General features: G+C 66.9%; 14 protein-coding genes. 7 read left to right on the top strand and 7 right to left on the bottom strand.

Features of this window, described 5'->3' with window-relative positions; genetic code table 11:
• Positions 1-6 precede the first annotated feature (6 nt).
• Positions 7-864 (bottom strand): YihY/virulence factor BrkB family protein, encoded by an 858-nt coding sequence (locus ACWGRX_RS14895; RefSeq protein ID WP_291638271.1) that lies wholly within the window; start codon positions 862-864, stop codon positions 7-9.
• Between the two features lie 147 nt (positions 865-1,011).
• Between ACWGRX_RS14895 and ACWGRX_RS14890 the strand changes: the two genes are divergently transcribed.
• Entirely contained in the window at positions 1,012-1,896 is an 885-nt protein-coding gene (locus tag ACWGRX_RS14890) for a DMT family transporter (RefSeq protein WP_291647777.1), read from the top strand.
• 77 nt (positions 1,897-1,973) lie between these two features.
• A complete protein-coding gene (locus ACWGRX_RS14885; RefSeq protein WP_452118161.1) occupies positions 1,974-3,662 on the top strand; it encodes an acyl-CoA dehydrogenase family protein in 1,689 nt (562 codons plus the stop codon).
• Between the two features lie 4 nt (positions 3,663-3,666).
• Here ACWGRX_RS14885 and ACWGRX_RS14880 read toward each other — a convergent pair whose 3' ends face one another.
• Both ACWGRX_RS14880 and ACWGRX_RS14875 read right to left on the bottom strand, forming a co-directional pair.
• The gene (locus tag ACWGRX_RS14880) at positions 3,667-3,981 is read right to left on the bottom strand and encodes a DUF6968 family protein (RefSeq protein ID WP_452118160.1); all 315 of its coding nucleotides are present in this window, start codon (positions 3,979-3,981) and stop codon (positions 3,667-3,669) included.
• Positions 3,982-4,079: 98 nt separating this feature from the next.
• The gene (locus ACWGRX_RS14875) at positions 4,080-5,804 is read right to left on the bottom strand and encodes an ABC transporter ATP-binding protein (protein ID WP_452118159.1); all 1,725 of its coding nucleotides are present in this window, start codon (positions 5,802-5,804) and stop codon (positions 4,080-4,082) included.
• Between the two features lie 172 nt (positions 5,805-5,976).
• Between ACWGRX_RS14875 and ACWGRX_RS14870 the strand changes: the two genes are divergently transcribed.
• Positions 5,977-6,249, top strand: a complete 273-nt coding sequence (locus ACWGRX_RS14870) for a hypothetical protein (protein ID WP_452118158.1) — start codon at positions 5,977-5,979, stop codon at positions 6,247-6,249.
• Positions 6,250-6,278: 29 nt separating this feature from the next.
• On the opposite strand, the gene ACWGRX_RS14865 is transcribed toward ACWGRX_RS14870, so the two are convergent.
• From ACWGRX_RS14865 to ACWGRX_RS14850, 4 genes are all read right to left on the bottom strand, one after another.
• Entirely contained in the window at positions 6,279-8,234 is a 1,956-nt protein-coding gene (locus ACWGRX_RS14865) for a bifunctional 2',3'-cyclic-nucleotide 2'-phosphodiesterase/3'-nucleotidase (protein ID WP_452118157.1), read from the bottom strand.
• 164 nt (positions 8,235-8,398) lie between these two features.
• A complete protein-coding gene (locus ACWGRX_RS14860) occupies positions 8,399-9,238 on the bottom strand; it encodes an HTD2 family dehydratase (RefSeq protein WP_452118223.1) in 840 nt (279 codons plus the stop codon).
• A 134-nt stretch (positions 9,239-9,372) separates the two neighbouring features.
• Entirely contained in the window at positions 9,373-10,527 is a 1,155-nt protein-coding gene (locus ACWGRX_RS14855) for an acyl-CoA dehydrogenase family protein (protein ID WP_452118156.1), read from the bottom strand.
• Between the two features lie 9 nt (positions 10,528-10,536).
• Positions 10,537-11,679: a CaiB/BaiF CoA transferase family protein gene (locus tag ACWGRX_RS14850; RefSeq protein ID WP_452118155.1), complete on the bottom strand. Its 1,143-nt coding sequence runs from the start codon at positions 11,677-11,679 to the stop codon at positions 10,537-10,539.
• A 323-nt stretch (positions 11,680-12,002) separates the two neighbouring features.
• Here ACWGRX_RS14850 and ACWGRX_RS14845 point away from each other — a divergent pair, with 323 nt between their 5' ends.
• The 4 genes from ACWGRX_RS14845 to ACWGRX_RS14830 all read left to right on the top strand — a co-directional run bounded on the left by ACWGRX_RS14845 (position 12,003) and on the right by ACWGRX_RS14830 (position 16,079).
• On the top strand, positions 12,003-13,310 hold the full coding sequence (locus ACWGRX_RS14845) for an ABC transporter substrate-binding protein (protein WP_452118154.1): 1,308 nt from the start codon (positions 12,003-12,005) through the stop codon (positions 13,308-13,310).
• Between the two features lie 179 nt (positions 13,311-13,489).
• Positions 13,490-14,395: a branched-chain amino acid ABC transporter permease gene (locus tag ACWGRX_RS14840; RefSeq protein ID WP_291638283.1), complete on the top strand. Its 906-nt coding sequence runs from the start codon at positions 13,490-13,492 to the stop codon at positions 14,393-14,395.
• A complete protein-coding gene (locus tag ACWGRX_RS14835; protein ID WP_452118153.1) occupies positions 14,395-15,336 on the top strand; it encodes a branched-chain amino acid ABC transporter permease in 942 nt (313 codons plus the stop codon). Before ACWGRX_RS14840 ends, ACWGRX_RS14835 begins: the two co-directional genes overlap by 1 nt.
• Complete coding sequence (locus ACWGRX_RS14830; protein ID WP_452118152.1) at positions 15,333-16,079, top strand: ABC transporter ATP-binding protein; 747 nt, start codon at positions 15,333-15,335, stop codon at positions 16,077-16,079. Before ACWGRX_RS14835 ends, ACWGRX_RS14830 begins: the two co-directional genes overlap by 4 nt.
• Position 16,080: the final 1 nt, after the last annotated feature.

The raw sequence follows: 16,080 nt of genomic DNA, 5'->3' as shown, positions 1-16,080 counted from the left end.
CACCGGTCAGAGCGATGCGATCGCCTCGCCCGGCGTGGCTTTCGGCGCCCTCACGATCGCGATCGCGGCATTGAGCTCGGCCCCGTAGAGAAAGATCGCCGCCAGCCAGTACAGGAAGACCAGCGCGATCATCGCCGTCGCGAGGCCGGCATAGGTCGTGACATAAGCGCCGGCGAAGGAGTCGAGATACCAGCCGAAGCCGAGCCCGCCGACCAGCCAGACCGCGAGCGTCATCAATATGCCCGGCCACATCGCGCCGATATGCGGGGCGCGGGCCGGCAGCGCCTTGTGGGCGACGCAGAGCGCCAGCACGATCACCACCGTCGCGGCCGAGAGGCGCAGGAAGGCCTGCAGGAAACCGAGCGGCGCCAGCGCCGGCACATAGCCGACGACGCCGCGCCAGATCAGCGGGCCGAGCACGACGAGCAGCGAGAAGGCCAGCATGAAGAAGGCGCCGCCGATCACATAGACGATCGATTCCAACCGGGTATGCCACCAGGAGCGCCATTCATAGGCCTCATAGGCACGGTTCAGCCCGATTCGCAGCGCCTCGACGCCGGAGGAGGAGAAATACAGCGCCAGAACCGCGCCGAGCGTCAGTGCGTCGCTGCGCACCGCGGTCAGCACCGAGCGGACCTCGCGCGCGATCGGCTCGGCGATCTCGCGTGGCCAGGCCTCGAGCAGGAGCTGCGCCGCCTCGTCCGCCGCTTCCTGCGAGCCGAACAGGCCGCCGAGCGCGGTGACGATGATCAGGAAGGGGAAGAGCGACATCAGCACCGAGAGCGCGATGTGGCTGGCGATCGCCCAGCCATCATGGGCTATGAAGCGCTCGAAGGCGATGGCGGGGGCGGAGAGCAGGGACATCGGCAGGCTCGGCAGGGCAGGGTGGCGATTGTGGCCGCTTCGGAGCGGCTGGCAAGCCGTGACGGCGCGGAGGACATGCCGTTGCGGCGTCCATAGCCGCGACAAGGCGGCGCTTCCAGCGTATCAGGCGCTCGGAAAGGTCGTTTGATGTTCGCCACGCCGCTCTTCCTGCGCTTCGCGCCGGTGCTCTTCGTCTTCCTCTGGTCGAGCGGCTGGATCGTCGCCGGCTATTCGGCCCGGCATTCGGACGCGCTGACCTTCCTGTCGCTGCGCTTCGCCTGCGCCTTCGTCGCGCTTGCCGCGCTCTCCGTCGCGGTCGGGGCGCCCTGGCCGAAGGGGCGGCGTGCCTGGATCGATTGCGCCATCGCCGGCATCCTCCTGCACGCGCTCTATCTCGGCGGCGTCTGGTGGGCGGTGCGCCATGGCCTGCCGGCTGGCGTCTCCGGCCTGATCGCCGGGCTGCAGCCGGTTCTGACGGCGCTGTTCGCCCCGCTGATCGTCGGCGAGCGGATCTCGCCGGTGCGCTGGGCCGGCATCGTCTGCGGCTTTATCGGCATCGGGCTCGTGCTGGAGCCGAAGCTCGTCGGCGTCGAGCCCGAGGTCATGCGAGCCGTGCTCGTTCCGGTGATCGTCAACGTCATCGGCATGTTCGCGGTCACCTTCGGCTCGTTCTGGCAGAAGGCGCGGATCGTCTCCGGGGACCTGCGCACCGTGACGGCGGTGCAATACGCCGCCGCCTTCCTGTTCACATTGCCCTTCGCCTTCCTGCTCGAGCCGATGCGGATCGAGTGGAACCTGACGATGACGCTGGTGCTCGCCTGGTCGGTGCTGGCGCTCTCGCTCGGCGGGATCGGCCTCTATCTGATCCTGATCCGCCGCGGCCAGGTCTCGCGCACGGCGACCTTCCTCTATCTCGTGCCGCCGGCGGTGGCGGTCGAGGCCTGGCTGCTCTTCGGCGAGACCCTCTCGCCGATCCAGCTCGTCGGCATGGCGGTCGCCGTGCTCGGCGTCGTGCTCGCCAGTCGAAAGTAGGGCGCTGGCTGCCGAAACACGACTATCGCAAGCGCTTCGACTTCCCTTATGCTGCGCCGCAACAAGGGAGAGAGACCATGAGCGCCAACGCCGTCCTCAGGACCGCGACGCAAGCTTCCGCCATCGAACTGATCGGCGCCGCGCTGCCCGGCTTCGAGGCGCTGCTGGAGCAGGCCGTCGCGGCAGTGCGCCAGAAGGTGCTGGTCGAGGGCCGGGTCTCCGCGGCGAAGCTGGAGCAGGAACAGCACGCCGCCCATGGCCTGTCCTGGCTCGCGACCTATGTCATGGCGCTGCGCGAGCTGAAAGCCTATGGCGAGCGCCTGCAGGCCGAGGATCGCTACGGTGCGATCGAGGACTACGCCATCAGGATCGGCGCCGGCGAATACGCCGCCCAGATCTTCGGCGGCATTCCGATGAGCCAGGGCGAGATCGTCCGGCTGCCGTCTCTCGGGCTCTCGGCCAAGGCTGTCGCCGAGGCCTGCTCGGACGCCGCGGACGCGCTGATCGCGCAGGGCAACACGCCCGAGAACCGCGCCCGCTTCGTTTCCCTGTTCAGTCAGAGCCAGGGCCTCGCCAGTGTCGGCGATCCCGGCCTCGACGAGACGCTTGAGGCGATCCGCGCTGAAATGCGCCGCTTCTGCGAGGCGCAGGTCACGCCGCACGCCCATGAATGGCATCTCGCCAACGAATACATCCCGATGCCGGTGGTCGAGCAGATGGCCGAGCTCGGCGTCTTCGGCCTGACCATCCCCGAGGAATTCGGCGGTATGGGCCTGTCCAAGGTCTCGATGTGCGTCGTCTCCGAGGAGCTTTCGCGCGGCTATATCGGTGTCGGCTCGCTCGGCACCCGCTCCGAGATCGCCGCCGAGCTGATCCTCTGCGGCGGCACCGACGCGCAGAAGGCCTATTGGCTGCCGAAGATCGCCTCCGGCGAGGTTCTGCCGACCGCTGTCTTCACCGAGCCGAACACCGGCTCCGATCTGGCCAGCCTGCGCACCAAGGCGGTCAGGGACGGACAAGGAGACGAAGCTGTCTGGAAGGTCTACGGCAACAAGACTTGGATCACCCATCCCGTCCGCGCCGACATCATGACGCTGCTGGTCCGCACCGATCCGGATGCGCCGGGCTATCGCGGCCTTTCAATGCTGATCGCCGAGAAGCCGCGCGGCACCGACGCCGAGCCTTTCCCGGTCGAGGGCCTGACCGGCGGCGAGATCGAGGTGCTCGGCTATCGCGGCATGAAGGAATATGAGCTCGCCTTCGACGGCTTCGAGGTCAAGGGCGAGAACCTGCTCGGTGGCGTCGAGGGGCAGGGCTTCAAGCAGCTGATGCAGACCTTCGAGGCGGCGCGCATCCAGACCGCGGCCCGGGCGCTCGGCGTGGCGCAATCGGCCTTCGATCTGGGATTGCGCTACGCGCAAGAGAGGATCCAATTCGGCAAGCCGCTGATCGCCTTCCCGCGCGTCGCCGACAAGCTCGCCATGATGGCGGCCGAGCTCGTCATCGCGCGCCAGCTCACCTATTTCGCTGCCCGCGAGAAGGATGCCGAGCGGCGCTGTGACCTTGAGGCCGGCATGGCCAAGCTGCTGGGGGCCCGCGTCGCCTGGGCGGCGGCCGACAACGCCCTGCAGATCCATGGCGGCAACGGCTTTGCGCTGGAATACCCGGTCAGCCGCGTGCTCTGCGACGCCCGCATCCTCAACATCTTCGAGGGGGCGGCCGAGATCCAGGCGCAGGTGATCGCGCGAAGGCTGGTCGAGGGCTGAGGGGCTACCCTTCGGCCTCGGCATCCCCGCCGATCAGGAGGTGCCGGATGGCACTGGGCACAGGGAAACCGTAGCCGTCGCCCTGCTCCAGCCAGCGAAGTCTGCCGGCTCGGTGAAAGTCGCTGGTGTAGATGTCAGCCCCGATAGCCTTCAGGGCGAGCAACATCGCCTGCGTGGCGTCGATTCCGTAGCCGTGGCCGCGGTGTGTCCCGTCCGGCCAGCCGATCTCGTAGGCACAGGACCAGTCGTGCTCGCCTTTGAGGGGAGCGTGGACCGTCGCCGGAACCGCAAGGTCGCCGGTGTCGCTTCGGTAGGTCAACCCTCTACGCATCATGGCCGTCGCGGTCCGGTTGGGAGCAACCGACGCAGTCCTAGCACGACCTGATGGAGGTCGCGCCACTGGCGCTCGCCGCCACCTCAGCCGATCCGCCCGCCATACTGCGCCTCGTGCAGACGTCGGTAGATTCCCGGCCGCTGCACCAGCTCCTGATGCCGGCCCTGCTCGGCGACGCCGCTATCGTCGATCACGATGATGCGGTCGGCATCCTGGATGGTCGCGAGGCGGTGGGCGATGACCAGCGTGGTGCGGCCCTTCGACAGCTCGGCCAGCGAAGCCTGGATCGCCCGCTCGGTCTCGGTGTCGAGCGCCGAGGTCGCCTCGTCGAGGATCAGGATCGGCGGGTTCTTCAGGAACATCCGGGCGATGGCGAGGCGTTGCTTCTGCCCGCCGGAGAGCTTGACACCGCGCTCGCCGATCACCGTGTCGAGGCCGTCGGGAAGCCGGGCGATCATCTCGTCGAGCCTGGCGCGCCGCGCCGCGTCTTCGATCTCGGCCTCGCTGGCGCCGAGCCTGCCATAGGCGATGTTCTCGCGCAGCGTGCCGGCGAACAGGAAGACGTCCTGCTGGACGATGCCGATCTGGCCGCGCAGCGAGGCCAGCGTCATCTGGCGGATGTCGATGCCGTCGATGGTGATGCGCCCGGCGGTGACGTCGTAGAAGCGCGGCAGCAGCGAGCAGATCGTGGTCTTGCCGGCGCCGGACGGGCCGACGAAGGCAATCGTCTCGCCGGCGCGGATCGCAAGGTCGATCCCGTTCAGGATCTTGCGGGCCGGCGTGTAGCCGAAGCTCACCTTCTCATAGGCGATGTCGCCCTTGAGGCTGCAGACCGCGACGGCGCCCGGCAGGTCTTCGATGTCGGGTCGGGTGTCGAGGAATTCGGTGTAGCGCCGGAAGCCGGCGATCCCCTTCGGATAGGTCTCGATCACCGAATTGATCTTCTCGATCGGCCGGAAGAACACGTTGACCAGCAGGAGGAAGCCGACGAAGCCGCCGGCGCTGAGGCCGCCGGTCAGCACGAAATAGCTGCCGGCGATCATCACCGCCATCTGGGTCAGCCGCATGCCGAAATAGGAGAGCGAGACCGAGGCGGCCATCAGCCGGTAAGCGTCGAGCTTGGTGGTGCGGTAGCGCTGGTTGTCCTGCGCGAACAGCCTGCGCTCATGCTCCTCGTTGGCGAAGGCCTGGACGACGCGGATACCGCCGACATTCTCCTCGATCCGGGCGTTGAAGGCGCCGACCCGGCCGAACAGGCTCTGCCAGGTCTTGGTCATCCGCCGTCCATAGCGGCTGGTCAGCCAGGCCATCAGCGGCACGATCACCGCCGTGAGCAGCGCCAGTTCGACATGGACCATCAGCATCAGCCCGAAGGCGCCGATGAAGGTCATCACCGCGATGAACAGGTCTTCCGGCCCGTGATGGGCGACCTCGCCGATCTCTTCCAGATCCTTGGTCAACCGGCCGACGAGATGGCCGGTCTTCTGGTTGTCGAACCAGCCGAAGGAGAGTTTCTGCAGATGGTCGAAGGCCTTGCGGCGCATCTCGGTTTCAATGTTGATGCCGAGCATGTGGCCCCAATAGGTCACCACCACCATCAGCCCGGTATTGACCAGATAGATCGCCAGCAGGCCGAGTGAGGCCAGCAGGATCAGCGGCCAGTCGCCGCCGGGCAGCAACTCGTCGACGAACAGCTTGACCGCGATCGGGAAGCCGAGCTCGAGCAGCCCCGAAATCACGGCACAGGAGAAATCGAGCAGGAAGAGGCCGCGATGGGGCCGGTAATAGGCGAAGAAGCGCTTGAGCATGCCGGGCTGTTAGCACAACGGCACTGTGCGGGTCAGGCAGCTGGCGCGCTGAGCGTTACGCGCGAGCCGCATTGCCTCGGCGCTTGCCGGAGCGGTCGAGGTACCGAGCTTGCATCATTGACGTGCCGGGCGCTGCAGCCACGATCGGCTCCGCCATTGCGGAGGGTTGAATATGGCCAGATTGGCGGTCTTTGCCGGCGTGGTCCTCGCGCTCATCCTGGGCGTCGGCGGCCCGGCGCGCGCGCAGGAAGGGTGCAAGCCGGCCACCGGTTCCTGCTCGGCCATGTTCAGAAGCTGCGAGCAGAACTGCAGCAAGGTCGGCAACAACCCGTCCGCCTGCGTCGCGCGTGTCTGCACGCCGCCGCTCGCTGGTTGCAAATCGAACGGCGTTTGGCGCAGCGTCCAGAGTGGTTCGGCCTGCTGGGTGACGAAGAACAGGTCGTGAGCTACCGATGATCCGCGCCGCGTGGCCTCTCATCCACCCAGCCGATATTTCACGAACCCCTCACCGGCATCGCCCACGGCCTGCGCCTTCAGCCCTTCCGGCTTCTTGCCGGCCGCCGCCGGCGAGGTCGGGAAGGTGACGTTGACGCCGGCCGGCAGTGGCACAAGCGACCAGTTGCCGTCGGCGGTCGGGTCGATCGTCTTCTTTTCGATGATGTGGCGGACGATCACATCGCGGTTGAGGTCCGGTGCTTCCAGCACGATGGTCGTCCTGGTGCCCGGGAAATTGCCGCCGCCGGAGGCGCGGTAGTTGTTGGTGACGACGAGGAACTGTGCCTTCTCGTCGATCGGCTTCCCCTGGAAGGCGAGGTCGACGATGCGCCTTGCCTCGGGGGCCACCAGCTTGCCGTCGAGGTCGTAGCGTGAGGCTTGGGTCACGTCGATCCGGTAGGTGACGCCGTCGATCACGTCGAAATTGAAGGCCGGGAAGCCCGGATTGATCAGTGGCTGTTCTTGGGACTTCGCGATGTCGATGCGGTTGAAGATGCCGGCCGAGCGCTCCAGCCATTCGCGCAGCTGCGCGCCCGTGACTTTCACGACCTGTACCGTGTTCGGGTAGAGATAGATGTCGGCGACGTTCTTGATCGCCAGTGGCCCGGCCGGGATGTCGGTGAAGAAGGTCGGCCCGCCGCGTCCGCCGGATTTGAAGGGCGCTGCGGCGGAGAGGATCGGCAGATCCTTGTATTGTGTCTGTGCCATCAGCGGCCTGGCATAGGCGATCTGGGCATCGGCGACGATCTGCACGGAAGGATCGTCGGCGACCAGGGCGAAGAAGCTGCTGATCGGCGCCGAGGTCGCGCCTACCGGCTCGCGCATATAGTCCAGTGCCGCCTCATGGTCGGCTTTCACCGCGGCGAGGATGGCGGTTTCGGCCTGCGCCTTCGGCACGATCTTGCGGTCGGGGGTGCGCTCGAAAATCGGCCTGGGATCGACCTTGAACTCGGCGATCTTCCAGCCGCCCTCGCGCTTCTCGAGCACGAGATCGAGAACGCCGATATGCGAGCCCCAGAAGCCGGGCTGGCAGGCCGGCTTGCCGTGCAGCGCGCCCTTCCTGTTGTCGACGCCGGCGATGCCGTCGAAGGCCTTCGCTCCGGGGAAGACCAGATGCTGGTGCCCGGTCAGGATGACGTCGATGCCGTCGAGCTTCGCAAGATGCAGTGCCGCGTTCTCCTCGCCGCCCTTGCGCTCGCCACCGGCGATGCCGGAATGGCAGAGCGCGATGGTCAGGTCCGGATGGGCTTGAGCGATCTCCGGCAGGTATTTCTGCGCGGCCTCGACGATGTCGGTTGCCGTGACCTTGCGTTCGAGATGGGCCTTGTCCCATTGCATGATCTGCGGCGGCACGAAGCCGATCACCGCGATGTTGAGGATATGCCTGGCACCGGCCTCGTCCTCGAAGCTCTGTTCGAAGATCCGCCAGGGTTCGATCAGCATGCCGCCGCCGACGCGCTCGACATTGGCGCAGACGATCGGGAATTCGGCGCGGGCGAGGCCGTGCTCGAGGAAGTCGAGCCCGTAATTGAACTCGTGATTGCCGAGCGTGCCGCATTGATAGGGCAGGGCGTTCATCGCGGCGATCATCGGATGGGTTTCGCCGGCCTTCAGCCCCTTCTTGTAGGCGACATAATCGCCGAGCGAGGAGCCCTGCAGGAAGTCGCCATTGTCGAAGAGCAGGCTGTTCCTGGCTTCGGCCTGCGCCGCCTTGATCAGGTTCGCCGTCTTGGCGAGGCCGACCGTGTCGTCCGCCGCGTCGCGGAAATAGTCGTAAGGCACGACATTGACGTGCAGATCGGTGGTCTCGAGCAGCCGGAGCTTCAGGCGCACCGGAGCCTGCGCCGCGAGCGCGGCGGGCAGGGCGGCCGAAGCGGCGATGGCCGCTCCAGCCTTGAGCGTCTCGCGGCGGCTGAAGCGGGGGGCGTGGTCCATCGTCGGCTCCTGAGCAAGGTGCTGCGAGAGACGCTAGCACCATGGCAGGACCGTGACATCGGGGCTTTCGTCGTTGCGAGCGCAGCGAAGCAATCCAAGAGGGGGCAGAGCTCGGCCGCTCCTGGATTGCTTCGCCGCTTCGCCCCTCGCAATGACGGCTGCGGTTAGCGGCTCACGCCTTCCATCCGCACCCGCCCGTCGGCACCTTCCGTCCAAGCTGCGATCGCGCCGTCGGCCAGGCGCTTGGCCTTCACCTGGAAAGGCTCGCCGGCGATCAGCGGGGCGAGCCCGCGATAGTCGAGCCGGATCGGCTCGCCGCCGGAGAGCGTCGCGATGATGTTCATGATCAGCGTCGCCTGGATCGGACCGTGCACCACGAGCCCGGCATAGCCCTCGACCCCGGTGACATAGGGCTCATCGTAATGGATGCGGTGGCCGTTGAAGGTCAGCGCCGAATAGCGGAACAGCAGCACCGGCGAGGCTTCGACCGTCCAGGCGAGATCGGCGGCGCGGGGCTCGGTCGGGACGGGGGGCATGCTCGCGGCCGGTCCGGCGCCGGGCTGTGCGGCTTCGCGATAGACGATGTTGTGGCGCTCGCGCAGGGCGAGGCCGCGCGCGGTGACGATCTCATGGTCGACGGCGACGAAGCAGAGCGGTCCGCTGCGGCCCTCCTTGTAGGCGATATCGGCGATGCGCGAGCGGCGGGTGACCTCGTCGCCGGTGCGCAGGGGTGCGATCGTCTCGATCGTCCCGCCGGCCCACATCCGCCGCGGCAGGGGGATCGGCGGCAGGAACCCCCCCTTGGCCGGGTGGCCGTCCTCCCCGAGCGCGGCCATCGGCGCGATCGGCGGGGCGAGGCACCAGTGCAGGGCGAGGGGCGCCTCGTCTTCCTCGTAGGGTGCCAGATGAGGGGAAAACGTCGCCTCGTAGCTCGTGACGAGCCGCGGCGTGACGAGGTCGGAAGCCTCTTCCGTCCTGCCGATCCAGGATTTCAGCTGGTCGATGTTCACGAAGGTATCCTTGGTTCCATATTCCAAGTCATCCCGGGCGACCGCAGGGAGACCCGGGATCCATTCCGGAACGGTTCAGGCATGGATCCCGGGTCTGCGCTGCGCTGCGCCCGGGACGACTTGAATGGTCAATAGCTGCGCGGCATGCCGAGCACATGCTCGGCGAGATAGGACAGGATCAGGTTGGTCGAGATCGGCGCGACCTGATAGAGCCGCGTCTCCCTGAACTTGCGCTCGACATCGTATTCCTCAGCGAAGCCGAAGCCGCCATGGGTCTGGATGCAGGCATTGGCCGCCTCGAAGGAGGCGTCGGCCGCGAGCATCTTGGCCATGTTGGCTTCCGCGCCCGGGTTGGCGCCGGCCTCGTAGAGGCGGATCGCCTCGCGCACCATCAGCTCGGCGGCGCGCATATTGGCGTAGGCCTTCGCGATCGGGAACTGGATGCCCTGGTTCTGGCCGATCGGCCGGCCGAAGACCTGCCGCTCTCTTGCGTAGGCCGAGGCCTTCTCGATGAACCATTTCGCGTCGCCGATGCATTCGGCGGCGATCAGGATGCGCTCGGCATTCATGCCCGAGAGGATGTAGCGGAAGCCCTTGCCCTCCTCGCCGATCAGGTTCTCCGCCGGCACCTTCACATTGTCGAAGAAGACCTCGGTGGTGGCGTGGTTCATCATCGTCCGGATCGGCCGGATGGTGAGGCCCGCCTTCAGCGCCTCGCGCATGTCGAGGATGAAGACCGAGAGCCCGTCGGTGCGCTTGGCGACCTGCTCGCGCGGCGTGGTGCGGGCGAGCAGCAGCATCAGGTCGGATTGCGCGGCCCGGCTCGTCCAGATCTTCTGGCCGTTGACGAGGTAGTGGTCGCCCTGACGTCGGGCCGTGGTGCGCAGCGCGGTGGTGTCGGTGCCGCTCGTCGGCTCGGTGACGCCGAAGGCCTGGAGGCGCAACTCGCCCGAGGCGATCCTGGGCAGGTATTGCTGCTTCTGCGCATCGGAGCCGTGGCGCAGAAGCGTGCCCATCACATACATCTGGGCATGGCAGGCCGCGCCGTTGCAGCCCTGGCGCTGGATCTCCTCCATGATCACGGCGGCGGCCGAGAGGGGGAGGCCGGCGCCGCCATAGGTCTCGGGGATCAGCGCCGAGAGGAAGCCGCTCTGCGTCAGCGCGGTCACGAACTCGGTGGGATAGGCCATCTCGCGGTCGAGCCTGCGCCAGTACTCGCCCGGAAAATCGGCGCAGAGCCTGGCGACGGCGTCGCGGATTTCGGTGTGCTCGGGCTGCGTCATCGGATCAACTCAGGCCGTGCGCGCCGTCTTGGGCCCGAATTCCTGGCGCAGCGCCGCCTCGTGCTCGCCGAGCGCCGGCACGCGCCGCATCACGGTGCGCTTGCCGTCGACGATCGCTGGCGGCGCCAGAACCTCGACCGGGCCGTTCGGCGTCTCGACCGGCAGCGCCGTCGCGGCGGGATGGCTGATCAGGTCGCCGACATGCGAGACCGTGCCATAGGCGATGCGCGCCTTGTCGAGCGCGGCGGTCGTCTCGGCGAAGCCGCGCGGCGCGAGAATGGCCTGGATCGCCGCGTCGAGCACGGCGCGGTTGCGCACGCGCAGCACATTGGTCGCGAAGCGCGGATCGTCGGCGAGCGCGTCGTCGCGCAGCACGTCGCGGGCGAGGATGCGCCATTCCGGCTCGCTCTGCACCGCCAGCAGCACCTCGGCATCGGCCAGGCGGAAGACGCCATAGGGTGCGATCGAGGGATGGGCGAGGCCGAGCTTCGGCGGCTCGATCCCGCCATAGCGCCGGGTGAGATATGGCACGTTCATCAGATCGGCGACGGTATCGAACAGCGAGAGCTGGATCTGCGAGCCCTGCCCCGTGCGGGCCCGCCGCAGCAGTGCCTCCAGGATCGCGGCATAGGCGGCGTTGCCGGTGGCGATGTCGGCGATCGAGACGCCGATCCGCATCGGCCCCGAGCTCTCGCTGCCGGTGATCGCCGAGAGGCCCGCTTCGGCCTGGATCAGGAGGTCATAGGCCTTGCGGGTGTAGTGCGGTGTGCCCGGCGCATAGCCGGAAATGTCGCAGGTGATCAGCTTCGGGTAGCGTTGGCGCAACTCGGCCGAGCCGATGCCGAGCCGGCCGGTGGCGCCGGGCGCGAGGTTCTGGATGAAGACGTCGGCCTGCGCCAGCATGGCCTCGACCAGAGCGAGGTCGCCCGGATTCTTGAGGTCGACCCGGCAGGATTCCTTGCCGCGGTTAATCCAGACGAAATAGGAGGACAGCCCCTCGGCGTAATCGTCATAGCCGCGCGAGAAATCGCCTTCCGCCCGTTCGAGCTTGATGATGCGCGCCCCGGCATCGGCGAGGCGGCAGCTCGCAACCGGCGCCGCGACCGCCTGTTCCAGCGCCACCACCAGGATTCCTTCCAGAGCATCCGTCATCTTGATCTGCTAGTCCGCCTATTGCCGTCACGCTTTCCACCAGCCCTCGATCCTTGGAGACGCATCCTGACGCACTGCTGCTCAGGATAAGGGCTGAAGATGTCGCGAGAGGCCGTCCTCGCGCTCTCCAAGTCAAATAATCTTTTGCGATGGGGGGCATAGCGCTGCCGGCTCGCAGGTCGGGCGAGGGACTATAGAAAATCGCTATGGGCTTCATCGCTTTATCCTACTTGTGACCTCGGCCTGCCTATGCGCCCCTTCGCCATGGTTCAGGCGCCGCAAAAGAGCGCCGGCCCCGTTTCGCGGATACCAGGGAGGAAATCATGGTGAGGATGAAACTGGCGGTGGCGGGTGCCGTCTTGGCCGGCGTGCTGGCGTCGCTGCCGGCGCTGGCACAGGACAAGCCGAAGGAGCTCGTGGTTGGCATCGCGACCTTCCTCTCCGGTCCGGCTTCGGTGTTCGGCGTGCCCGGCAAGAACGCGGCCGACCTGCTGATCGAGGAGCTCAACGCCAAGGGCGGTATTCTCGGCGTGCCGGTGAAGCCGGTCTATGTCGACGAGGGTGCCGGCACCAACCAGCTCCTCTCCGAATATCGCCGCGTCGTCCAGGAACAGGGCGCGCAGGTCATGCTGGGGGCGATCTCGTCGGGCTCCTGCAATGCGCTCGCCCCGGTCGCGGAAGATCTCAAGGTCGTCAACGTGATGTGGGATTGCGGCACGCAGACCATTTTCGAGGACGGCAAGTGGAAATACTCCGTCCGCACGCAAGGGCATGCCGGCGCCGAGATGATGGCGACGCTGCTCTACCTGATGAAGACCAAGCCCGACTTCAAGTCGATCGCGGTGGTCAACCAGGACTATGCCTGGGGCCGTGAATCCTGGGCTCTGTTCCAGGCCGGGCTGAAGGCGCTGAAGCCCGATGTGAAGGTCGTGGCCGAGCTTTTCCCGAAATTCGGCGCGCCTGATTTCTCGACCGAGATCACGCGGCTCTCGGCGCTGCGGCCGGATGTCGTGCTCTCGACCTCCTGGGGCGGCGACCTCGACACCTTTGTCCAGCAGGCGGCGGCGCGCGGCCTCCTGAAGCAGTCGACCTTCGTGCTGCCGCTGGCCGAAAGCTCGCTGGAGCGGCTCGGCAACGTGCTGCCCGAGGGCGTCATCGTCGGCGCCCGCGGAGACCATTACTGGCTGCACCCGAAGACCAAGAACACGCCGGAGATGCAGGCCTTCGTCAAGAAGTACAAGGACAAGACCGGCGTCTATCCGATCTACCCGACCTTCCACATGCAGCAGGCCCTGACCGGCCTCGCCAAGGCCTATGAGAAGGCCGGGGCGTCAGCCGGTGGCAAATGGCCGAGCAAGGAACAGGTCATCGCCGCCTTCGAGGGGCTGGAGTTCAAGTCGCTGACCGGCACGATCACCATCCGCGCGGACCATCAGGGGCTGGAGGACCAGATGCTCGGCACGACCAAGCGCGTGCCCGAATACCCCTTCGCAGTCTACGACAAGATGGCGCTCTATCCCGGCAAACTGGTGACGACGCCGGTCGGCGAGAAGTCGCTCGACTGGTTCGCCAAGGCGACCCAGGCCCTGGTCAACGACAAGTCGATCGAGACCTTCGACTACGCGAAGTGAACGCCGGCACCGCGCCCGTCATTCCGGACAAGCGGCTCTAGCCGCGCAGCCCCGGGATCCATCGTAGAGCGCAGTTCCCTGCGATGGATTCCGGCGTTCCGCTTCACTGCGGCCGGAATGACGGGGCCTGTTGAATCAGGCTCTCAAGCACTTGAATCAGTTTCTGAAGAACGGTCTGCATGCCTCCTGAAATGCTTCTCCTCGCCGCGCTGGACGGTCTGGCCTATGGCTCGCTGATCTTTCTGGTCGCGGTGGGCTTGTCGCTGATCTTCGGCGTGCTCGGCATCATCAACGTCGCCCATGGCTCGTTCTACGCGATCGGCGCTTATGTCGCCGCCGCCGGCGTCCTCGCCATCGGCGCGATGGGCCTGCCAGCCTGGCTCGCTTTTCCCTTCCTGCTCGTCGCGGCTGCACTGGTCGGCACCGTGGTCGGCGGTCTCGTCGAGATCGTGCTGTTGCGGCGGGTCTACGGCAAGGAGGAGGTGCTGCAGCTGATCGTCACCTTCGCGGTCTTCATGATCCTGGAGGACGCGCAGAAGGTGGTGTTCGGGGTGCAGCCCTATTTTGCCAATGCGCCGATGAACTGGCTCGGCACGGTCGAGGTCTTCGGCATCTTCTACACCAAATACCAGCTCATCCTGATGCCGCTGGTGGCGCTCGCCGTGCTCGTCGGCCTGCGCTTCTTCCTGCGCCGGACCCGTTTCGGCCGGGCCATCGTCGCGGTGACGCAGGACCGCGAGGCTGCGACGGCGATGGGCATCGACGCGGCTCGCGTCTACCTGATCACCTTCATCATCGGCGCCTCTCTGGCGGCGCTTGGCGGCGCGCTCGCCTCGGCCACGACCTCGCTGACGCCGGGCATCGGGGCGGGCACGCTGGTGCTCTCCTTCGCGGTCGCCGCCACCGCCGGGCTCGGACGCATCGAGGGCGCGGCGGTCGCGGCCCTGCTGATAGGCCTCGGGCGCTCCGCCGCGGTCTATTTTGCGCCAGAGTTCGACGTGCTGATCCCCTATCTCATCATGATGGTCGTGCTGCTGGTCCGTCCCCAGGGCCTGTTCTCGACCGTGCAGACGAGGAAGGTGTGATGGTGCGCCAGCTCGTCCTCGGCGCCGCGCTGCTCGTCGCGCTCGCGCTCTTCCCGCTGTTCTCGCCCTGGTCGACGGTGATCCTGACCGTCGCGCTCTGCGAGGGGCTGGCGGCGCTCGGCATCATGGTGCTGCTGCGCGCCGGCCAGGTCTCCTTCGGCCATGGCCTGTTCTTCTCGTTCAGCGCCTATACCATTGCCTTCATGGCGGCCGCGAAGCTCGGCCATGAGGCGCTGATCCTGATCCCGGTCGCCACCGCGGCGTCGGGCCTGCTCGCCGCCATCGTCGGCCTGTTCATCGTGCGTTACCGGGCGATCTTCTTCGGCATGCTCAACCTCGCCATCTCCATGGTGTTCTTTTCGCTGCTGGAGAAGCTCTTTCCGATCACCGGCGGTGCCGACGGCAAACGCGTGCCGCGCCCGACGCTCGCCGGCATGGAATTCGGCCGCGAGCAGTTCGAGCTCTGGATCTTCTACATCACGCTCGGCCTCTGCCTCGTCGCCGCGCTCTTCGTCGCGCGCTATCTCACCTCGCCCGGCGGTAAGGCGCTGGAGGCGATCAAGTCGAACGAGACGCGGCTGGAATATCTCGGCGTCTCCCCGCGCAAGGTGCTGTTCGGAGCCTATCTGCTCTCGGGCCTGCTGGCGGGTCTGGGAGGAGCGGTCATCGCGCTCGTCTCCGGCCATGTCACGCCGGAGCTGGCCTATTGGGTGCGCTCCGGCGAGTTCGTCTTCATCGCCATTCTCGGCGGGATCGGCGGCGTTGCCGGGCCATTCCTCGGGGCGCTGATGTTCCAGATCATCCGCGGCTATGCGGCAGTCTACGCGCCCGAGACCTGGCATGCCGTGCTCGGCGTCATGCTGCTCGCCATCATCTTCTTCGCGCCGGCCGGGCTCTACGGTATCGCCACCGGCTCGCGCCGCAAGGAGGGCGGGCGATGAGCGTCATTCTCGAGGCCAGCGACCTCAATCTGCGCTTCGGCGGCGTGCAGGCGGCGAACGGCGCCTCGCTCAGGGTATCGGCCAATGAGCGCATCGCCATCATCGGTCCGAACGGCGCCGGCAAGACCACCTTCATCAATCTCTGCACCGGCTATCTCAAGCCGCAATCCGGCCGCGTCATCTTCGCGGGGCAGGACATCACCGCGCTCTCGCCGCGTGCCATCACCCGCCTCGGCATCGGCCGCTCCTTCCAGATCCCGCAGCTCTTCCTCGACAATACGGTGATCGATAACCTGCTGCTGGCGCTCTCCGCCCGCGAGGGCTCCTGGTCGCCTTTCCTGGTCATGGAGCGCCATCCGAAGGCGGATGAGATGTGGGCACTGCTCGACATGGTCGGGCTGAAGGCGATCGGCGACCGCATCGTGCGCGAACTCCCGGAAGGCATGCGCAAGCTCGTCGACATCGCGGTGGCGCTCGCGCTCGAACCGAAGCTGATCTTCATGGACGAGCCGACCAGCGGCGTCTCCTCGACCGAGAAATTCGAGGTCATGGACACGCTGACGCGCGCGCTCGACGCTCGCGCCACCACAGCGATCTTCGTCGAGCACGATATGGACGTGGTCGCCCGCTACGCCAGCCGCGTCGCCGTCTGGTCTGGCGGCAGGATTGCGCTCGAAGGCTCGCCCGAGGAGATCCTGAACCATCCCGAGGTGCGCGAGACCGTGATCGGAGTGGGAGTCTGAT

Source organism: Allobosea sp. NPDC055594 (genome assembly GCF_053618995.1).
Note: the sequence above shows the minus strand (reverse complement) of the source record. Positions and strands in the feature narration are given on the sequence as shown.

Bases quoted from the DNA above. Each gene is read 5' to 3' on its own strand.
- ACWGRX_RS14895 (WP_291638271.1), bottom strand. From the start codon at position 864: ATGTCCCTGCTCTCCGCCCCCGCCATCGCCTTCGAGCGCTTCATAGCC.
- ACWGRX_RS14890 (WP_291647777.1), top strand. From the start codon at position 1,012: ATGTTCGCCACGCCGCTCTTCCTGCGCTTCGCGCCGGTGCTCTTCGTC.
- ACWGRX_RS14885 (WP_452118161.1), top strand. From the start codon at position 1,974: ATGAGCGCCAACGCCGTCCTCAGGACCGCGACGCAAGCTTCCGCCATC.
- ACWGRX_RS14875 (WP_452118159.1), bottom strand. From the start codon at position 5,804: ATGCTCAAGCGCTTCTTCGCCTATTACCGGCCCCATCGCGGCCTCTTC.
- ACWGRX_RS14870 (WP_452118158.1), top strand. From the start codon at position 5,977: ATGGCCAGATTGGCGGTCTTTGCCGGCGTGGTCCTCGCGCTCATCCTG.
- ACWGRX_RS14865 (WP_452118157.1), bottom strand. From the start codon at position 8,234: ATGGACCACGCCCCCCGCTTCAGCCGCCGCGAGACGCTCAAGGCTGGA.
- ACWGRX_RS14855 (WP_452118156.1), bottom strand. From the start codon at position 10,527: ATGACGCAGCCCGAGCACACCGAAATCCGCGACGCCGTCGCCAGGCTC.
- ACWGRX_RS14850 (WP_452118155.1), bottom strand. From the start codon at position 11,679: ATGACGGATGCTCTGGAAGGAATCCTGGTGGTGGCGCTGGAACAGGCG.
- ACWGRX_RS14845 (WP_452118154.1), top strand. From the start codon at position 12,003: ATGGTGAGGATGAAACTGGCGGTGGCGGGTGCCGTCTTGGCCGGCGTG.
- ACWGRX_RS14840 (WP_291638283.1), top strand. From the start codon at position 13,490: ATGCCTCCTGAAATGCTTCTCCTCGCCGCGCTGGACGGTCTGGCCTAT.
- ACWGRX_RS14835 (WP_452118153.1), top strand. From the start codon at position 14,395: ATGGTGCGCCAGCTCGTCCTCGGCGCCGCGCTGCTCGTCGCGCTCGCG.
- ACWGRX_RS14830 (WP_452118152.1), top strand. From the start codon at position 15,333: ATGAGCGTCATTCTCGAGGCCAGCGACCTCAATCTGCGCTTCGGCGGC.